Annotated in this window: 4 protein-coding genes; 3 read left to right on the top strand and 1 reads right to left on the bottom strand. The window is 74.2% G+C overall.

Annotated features, from left to right (window positions below):
* On the top strand, positions 1 to 1030 hold a 1030-nt coding region (gene cobJ / locus AB0K09_RS30500), incomplete at its 5' end, for a precorrin-3B C(17)-methyltransferase (protein WP_366068644.1).
* Here the strand turns inward: cobJ and AB0K09_RS30495 are convergent.
* Positions 1015 to 1935 (bottom strand): nitroreductase/quinone reductase family protein, encoded by a 921-nt coding sequence (locus AB0K09_RS30495; RefSeq protein ID WP_366068643.1) that lies wholly within the window; start codon positions 1933 to 1935, stop codon positions 1015 to 1017. The two genes, cobJ and AB0K09_RS30495, sit on opposite strands and share 16 nt — an antisense overlap.
* A gap of 409 nt (positions 1936 to 2344) precedes the next feature.
* On the opposite strand from AB0K09_RS30495, the gene AB0K09_RS30490 reads away from it, so the two are divergent.
* Positions 2345 to 2968: a helix-turn-helix domain-containing protein gene (locus tag AB0K09_RS30490; RefSeq protein WP_366068642.1), complete on the top strand. Its 624-nt coding sequence runs from the start codon at positions 2345 to 2347 to the stop codon at positions 2966 to 2968.
* Positions 2965 to 4195: MFS transporter (locus AB0K09_RS30485; protein ID WP_366068641.1), on the top strand; the 1231-nt coding region annotated here is incomplete at its 3' end. The genes AB0K09_RS30490 and AB0K09_RS30485, both read left to right, overlap by 4 nt.

The following is a 4195-nucleotide window of genomic DNA, read 5'->3' as shown; positions in this document are numbered from 1 at the left end:
CGACGAGGCCGCCGTCGCCCAGGCCCTGCGCGCCACCGGCATGTACGAACTGGCCTCGATCACACCGGCCGTGGTGATGAAGCTCGGCCGTACCTTCCCCGCGGTGCGCGGCGCACTGGAGCGGTCCGGGCGGCTGGCGGAGGCGCGGTACGTCGAGCGGGCCACGATGGCCGGCGAGCGCGTGGACCGGCTGGCGGACGTGGACCCGGAGTCGGTGCCGTACTTCTCGGTGGCGGTGCTGCCGAGCCGCGTGAATACGGAACCGGCCGCGCGGCACGGCGAGGTCGTGGTCGTCGGGCTCGGTCCGGCGGGCCCGCTGTGGCTGACGCCGGAGGCGCGCGGCGCGCTGGCCGCGGCCCAGGACCTCGTCGGCTACAGCACCTACGTGGACCGCGTCCCCGTACGCCCCGGCCAGCGCCGGCACGCGTCGGACAACAAGGTGGAGTCCGAACGCGCCGAGTTCGCGCTGGACCTGGCGCGGCAGGGCCGGCGCGTCGCGGTGGTCTCCTCGGGCGACCCGGGCGTCTTCGCCATGGCCTCGGCCGTCCTGGAGGTCGCCGCGGAGGGCCCGTACCGCGACGTCCCCGTGCGGATCGTCCCCGGTATGACGGCCGCGCACGCGGCCGCCGCCCGGGCGGGCGCGCCGCTCGGCCACGACTACGCCGTCGTCTCGCTCTCCGACCGGCTCAAGCCGTGGGAGGTCATCGCCGAGCGCCTGCGGGCCGCGGCGGCGGCCGATCTGGTCCTCGCGCTCTACAACCCGGGGTCGCGCAGCCGCGTCTGGCAGGTCGGCAAGGCCCGCGACCTGCTCCTGGAGCACCGCGCGCCGGACACCCCGGTGGTCGTCGCCCGCGACGTGGGCGGCCCGGAGGAGAGCGTGCGCGTCGTCCTCCTCGGCGAACTCGACCCGGTGACGGTCGACATGCGCACGCTCCTCATCGTGGGTTCCACCCAGACCCGTCTGGCCCGGCGGGGCGCGGACGGCGACGAGCGGATCGTCTGGACGCCGCGCCGCTACCCGGAGCGCTGAGCGGAACCGGCCGCGGGTGTCGCGGGCGGGAACGGGACACCCGCCAGGACCGGGAGCAGCGTCTCCTCCTCGTGGTCGAGGTGGGCCGTGAGCTCCCGCGTCATCCGCTCCAGCTCGGCGCGGAAGCGCGGCGGGTCGGCGGTGGTGACGCCGGCCAGCAGCGCGAGGAGCCGATCCTTGATGCGCGCCAGCGCGCGGTGTTCCTCGCGGAGCCGGTCGGCCGCCGCGCGCAGCCGGGGGTGGTGCCGCGCGAGCGCCGGGAGGATGTGGTTGTCCTCGCTGGTGTGATGGAACGTCAGGGTCTCGCAGAAGGCGAGGCAGTGCTGCCGGATCTGCAGCCCCAGACCGGGCGCCGGGGGTGCGCCGGCCCCGGTGTGGGCCGCCCGCGCGGCGAAGTAGGCCTCGGTCTCCGCCCGGACGCGCTCCAGCTGGTCACGCAGCCAGTCGTGGACCTCCAGGAGCTTGTCGGCCACGCTGCGGACCTGCCGGGCTCCCGGGCGCGGGCGCTCCAGCACCACGACGGGCAGGATCCGTTCGGTGCGGGCCTGGTAGTCGGCGTACCCGGGCGCGGTCCGCACGACGTGTGCGAACAGTTCGTCGCGCCGGGCCCCTTCGGCGGGCACGGCGACGGTGTCGAACCGCTCGTCGCCGACCTCGACCCGCACGATCGGACGGACGAGCAGGTTGTGGTACCAGGCGGGGTGCCGGGGCGCGCCTTGGTCGGATCCGACGACGAGCAGCCGGTCGCCCTCGCGGACGTACCCCAGGGGCACGGTGTGCTCGGCGCCGGAGCGGGCGCCGGTGGTGGTCAGCAGCAGCAGGTCGCCGCCCTCGAAGGGGCCGCCGACCTTCCCGCCGTTGGCCCGGAACTCGTCGATGACGTACTGGTTGAACGACATGGTCATGGGTGTGCGTGGTCTCCGTGAAGCCGGGAGGACGCCGCGGCACGGCCGCGGCGCGGTGACATGGGGGTGGTGAGCGCGCACGGGCCCTCGGCCCGGGGAAGACGGGCGTCATCACGGAAGCGTGACGTACGGCGAGGTGAAGGCATCGCCGGGAGCGGGGGACGACGTGCGGAGGCGCCGGGATCAGACGCGAGACGCGGAGTGTGAACTCATGGCGTGGGTCCCTCGATGACAGGGTGCTCGCCCGACTGCCGACCGGCCCACCGCTCTTTGGTCGACGTCACGCGGCACGCCTGATCATTACAACCACGGCACGGGCGATGTGTCAATCGCTCCATGACCGGGCCCCGCACGGGAAGTTGCAGAGAATTCTCTGCAAAGAGTTCTCTGCAACTCTACGATCGCCCGTATGAGCGACGAACAACACGACGGGATACGGCCGTTCAAGCCGGTACGGCGCCTCGACGCCCGCAGTCTGCGCGGACTGGCCCACCCGCTGCGCATGGCCGTCTTCGAGATGCTGACTCTCGACGGTCCCGCCACGGCCACCGGGCTGGCCGCGCGGCTCGGGGAGAACACCGGGACCGTGAGCTGGCACCTGCGGCAGCTCGGCCGGCACGGCTTCATCGAGGAGGAGAAGGAGCGCGGCACCCGGCGCGAACGCTGGTGGCGGGTGGTCGAGGAGACGAGGGAAGTGGAGACCGGCGAGTTCCGCGAGGACCCCGGGACGGCCGGCGCCCTCTCCGTCTATCTGCACGAGCTGGTGCGGCAGTACTGCACGCGGGTCACCGACTTCCTGACCGAGGACTGGGACGGCGCATGGCGTCGCGCGAGCACCGTCTCCGACTGGCGTGACCTGCGGATGACGCCGGAGCAGCTCGCGGCGTTCAACGCGGAGCTCCTGGAGGTCGTCGCCCGGCACACCCCGCCCCCCGGTGCCGAGCCCGGGCCGGGGGCGCTGCCCGTCATCGTGCAGATCCAGTCCTTCCCGCGCCGGCCCCGGAGCGCCCTGCCCGAGGGCGGCGCGTCATGAGCCTGCTGCGGCGGCACCGGGACTTCCGGCTGCTGTGGTGCGGGGAGACGGCGGGCAGGTTCGGCGCTTCCGTGTCCTCCGTGGCGATGCCCCTGATCGCGGTGTCCGTCCTGCACACCGGCACGTTCGAGGTCGGTCTGCTGAGCGCCTCGGCCTGGCTGCCCTGGCTGCTGATCGGTCTGCCGGCCGGTGCCTGGGTGGACCGGATGCGGCGCAGGCCGGTGATGCTCACGGCGGCGGCGGTGTCCCTGCTGCTGTACTGCCTGGTGCCGCTCGCCGCATGGGCCGGGCGGCTGTCCGTGGGCGTGTTGCTGGCCGTCTCCCTGCTGGCCGGTACGGCCGGCGTGTTCTTCCAGACCGCCTACAGCGCCTACCTCCCGGGCCTGCTCGCCCCGGAGGACCAGGCGGAGGGCAACGCCAAGCTGCACGGCAGCGCTTCGGCCGCGCAGATCGCCGGGCTCGGCTCCGCCGGCGTCGTCGCGCAGGCGGCGGGTGCGGTGAACGGGATGTTCGTCCATGCGGGCACGTTCCTGGTCTCCTTTCTCTGCCTGGCGCGCATCCGGCACCGCGAGCCCGCTCCCGGGCGGCCCGCCGTCCGCTCCACCGGGCTGCTGCGCGAGGTCGGCGACGGTCTGCGCCTGGTCACGCGTGACCCCTGGCTGCGCGCGCTGACGCTGTTCGCGGCCGCCTCCAACCTGGCGCTCATGGGCTACCAGTCGGTGCGGGTCGTCTTCCTCGTCGAGAGCGTCGGCCTGGGGCCGCGGGCGGTCGGCGTGCTCGTGGCGATCGCCGGTGCCGGGGGCGTCGCCGGGGCGTTCGCGGCGCGCAAGGTCGCCGGCCGGATCGGCACGGCGCGCGCGACGCTGGTGTTCGAGGTGGGGCTCGCGGTGTTCGCGCTGCTCATCCCGGTGACGTCCGGCGGGGCCGGGCTCGTCCTGTTCGCCGCCGGCGGATTCTGCGTCTCGGCGGGCGTCGTGGCCGGCAACGTCCTCAAGGCCGGCTTCCAGCAGCGCTACTGCCCGCCGGAGCTGCTCGGCCGGCTCACCGCGAGCACGGCCTTCCTCAACTACGGCACGATTCCGCTGGGTGCCCTGCTGGGCGGGGCGCTGGGGACCGCGCTCGGCCTGCGAACGGCCATGTGGATCACGACGGCGGGGATTCCGCTCGCCGGGCTGGTCCTGCTCCTCTCCCCCGTCGGACGGTCCCGGGACCTGCCGGCGGGCCGCC

Source organism: Streptomyces sp. NPDC049577 (assembly GCF_040675635.1).
Lineage (GTDB): Bacteria > Actinomycetota > Actinomycetes > Streptomycetales > Streptomycetaceae > Streptomyces.
Note: the sequence above shows the minus strand (reverse complement) of the source record. Positions and strands in the feature narration are given on the sequence as shown.